At 66.3% G+C, this 2,409-nt stretch carries 4 protein-coding genes; all 4 read left to right on the top strand.

Annotated elements, in window-relative coordinates:
- Positions 1 to 294: iron-containing redox enzyme family protein (locus tag ACE3SN_RS16785; RefSeq protein ID WP_374531974.1), on the top strand; the 294-nt coding region annotated here is incomplete at its 5' end.
- Entirely contained in the window at positions 281 to 1,048 is a 768-nt protein-coding gene (locus ACE3SN_RS16780; protein ID WP_374531972.1) for an SDR family NAD(P)-dependent oxidoreductase, read from the top strand. The genes ACE3SN_RS16785 and ACE3SN_RS16780, both read left to right, overlap by 14 nt.
- 26 nt (positions 1,049 to 1,074) lie before the next feature.
- Positions 1,075 to 1,722 carry a tetratricopeptide repeat protein gene (locus ACE3SN_RS16775; RefSeq protein WP_374531970.1) on the top strand — a complete coding sequence of 216 codons (648 nt, stop codon included), beginning with the start codon at positions 1,075 to 1,077 and terminating at the stop codon, positions 1,720 to 1,722.
- Positions 1,723 to 1,732: 10 nt separating this feature from the next.
- Positions 1,733 to 2,362 carry a class I SAM-dependent methyltransferase gene (locus ACE3SN_RS16770; RefSeq protein ID WP_374531968.1) on the top strand — a complete coding sequence of 210 codons (630 nt, stop codon included), beginning with the start codon at positions 1,733 to 1,735 and terminating at the stop codon, positions 2,360 to 2,362.
- Positions 2,363 to 2,409 lie beyond the last annotated feature (47 nt).

Below are 2,409 nucleotides of genomic sequence, written 5' to 3'. Positions count from 1 at the left end.
CCGGTGGCGTTCTTCGGCATGGTCTATGTGCTCGAAAGCGTCAGCGTGGCCCTGGCCACGCGCGGCGCGGGGGCCGTGGCCAAGAACCTGGGCCTGCCGCCGCAAGCCTTCACTTACCTGACCTCGCACGGCTCGCTCGATCAGGAACATATGCGCTTTTTCGCAGACCTCGTGAACGGTCTCGACAGCGCAGCCGACCGGCAAGCCATCGTGCAGATGGCGAAGGACATGTTCGGCCTTTACGGCGGCGTCTTCGCCTCGGTCGACCTGGAGAATCCCCGTGTCGCGGCCTGAAGGCGACCTGACCGGAAAGCGCGTCGTGATCACCGGCGCGGCAGGCGGGCTCGGTGCGCCGCTGGCCGAATTGCTGCGCGCCAAGGGTGCCCACGTGACCGGGATCGATCGGGCGCAGTGCCCGGCCTGCGACGATGCGGTTGCACTGGATCTGTCCGATGACGCGGCCGTCGCCCGGTTTGCCGAGACCCTGGCCGCCAATCCGCCCGACATCCTCGTCAATGTCGCCGGGGTGATGAGCTTTGGCCTGCACGAAGAGCAGAGCGCCGAACAGCTTGCGCTGTGCTACAAGGTCAACCTGATCGTTCCCGCCCAGCTTTCGCGGGTCGCCGCCGGGGCGATGCGCGCCCGCGGCACGGGCCAGATCGTCAATATCGGCTCGGTCCTTGGCGCGATCCCCTATCCCTGGTTCGCCGCCTATTCGAGCAGCAAGGCCGGCCTTGCCGCGCTCAGCCAGGGCCTGCGGCGCGAACTGTCGGGCAGCGGCGTGACCGTAACCCACATCAGTCCGCGTGCGGCCAAGACGGCCTTCAACAATGCGCGGGTCAACCGCTTCCTCGAGATAACCGGCATGAAAGCCGACAAGCCCGACTGGGTCGCAGCGAGGATCGCTTCGGCGATCCTCGCCAGGCGGGACACCGTTTCGATTGGCGCGATGGAGCGCATCTATGCCGCGCTCAACGCCCTTGCACCGCGCCTGATCGATCTTGGCCTGGCCCCGCAAATCAGGCGGGCCCGCGCCGAATTCTGCTGAACGCAGCACATGAAAGGAGTTGGAGGATGAAACCCCGCATTTCGATCAAGGCGGCCGCAATGGTCGCGGTCGCCGCTCTGGGCATTTCGACGGCGGCGTTCGCCGCGATCACCGACGAAGTGAAGGCAATCAACGATGCCTGGGCCCACATCACCTATGAAGTCCAGGGTTCCAGCACCCAGACCAAGGCACTCGCCGCGCTTGAAAAGCAGGCAGCCGGCGTGGTCGCTCACTATCCCGGCCAGGCCGAGCCGCTGCTCTGGGAAGGGATTGTCGTGAGCGAGGAAGCCAACCGCGCCAACATCTTCCACAAGCTCGGCCTTGCCACCCGCGCCCGCGATCTGATCGCCAAGGCCTATGCCATCAACCCGCGCGCCGCGAATGGCGGGGCGGCGTTGTCGCTCGGCGTGCTCTATTACAAGGTGCCCGGATCGCCGATCGGCTTCGGCGATGTGAAGAAGGCCCACCAGTTGCTACGCGAGGCGCTGGCACTCGATCCCAACGGGCTCGACACCAACTACTGGTACGCGGATTTCCTCTACGATCAGGGCAACATCCCGGGCGCGCGCTCGTTCGCGCAGAAGGCATTGCGCGCGCCGCACGACCCCTCGCGCCCGGTCTGGGATGCGGGCCGCCGCCGCGAAGTGAACGCCCTGCTCAAGAAGATGGGCTGAACGAAGCGCAGTGGATCTCGCACGAAGCTTTGGAGAGCAACTCGCCCGGCCTCACGGCTGGGCGGGTTCGTTGCTGGGCGCCGCGATGGACGTCGCCAACCGGCGGCCGATGCAGCAGGCGGTCGACCTGCTAGATCCGCGCGCGGGTGAGCGGATCTGCGACATCGGCTGCGGTACCGGCGCGGCGAGCCGCAGGATCGCGCGCGACCAGGCATGCAGCATCCTTGGCGTAGATCGGTCTGAGACCATGCTGGCTGCCGCCAACCGCGCCGCCCGCCGGGCAGGTCTGAGCCACTCGTGCTCGTATCTCCATGGCGATCTGGCCGACCTTGCGCTTGAGACGGAAAGTTTCGACGCGGTCCTGGCGCTCAACGTGCTCTATTTCTGCGACGCGCAAAGCCGCATGATCGCGGCAATGCGCCGCCTGCTGAAGCCCGACGGACGGCTGGTGGGCTATGTCACCGACCGCGCAACGATGGAAAACTGGGCCTTCGCACGCTCGGGCACCCACCGCCTGTTCGATGCCGGGCAATTGCATCATGCCTTCGTCGTCGGAGGCTTCCGGGCCGATCGCATCGCAATCGAAAGCCGCAGGATCGCGCGCAAGATTACTGGCCTGTTCGTCGTTGCTGGGGCATGAGTGTCGCCACACAGTTGCGGAGCGGGTGCAGGGTGCAAGGCGGTGAA

Source organism: Novosphingobium sp. (assembly GCF_041915465.1).
Taxonomy (GTDB): Bacteria; Pseudomonadota; Alphaproteobacteria; order Sphingomonadales; family Sphingomonadaceae; genus Novosphingobium.
This window is presented reverse-complemented; position numbering and strand designations above follow the sequence as displayed.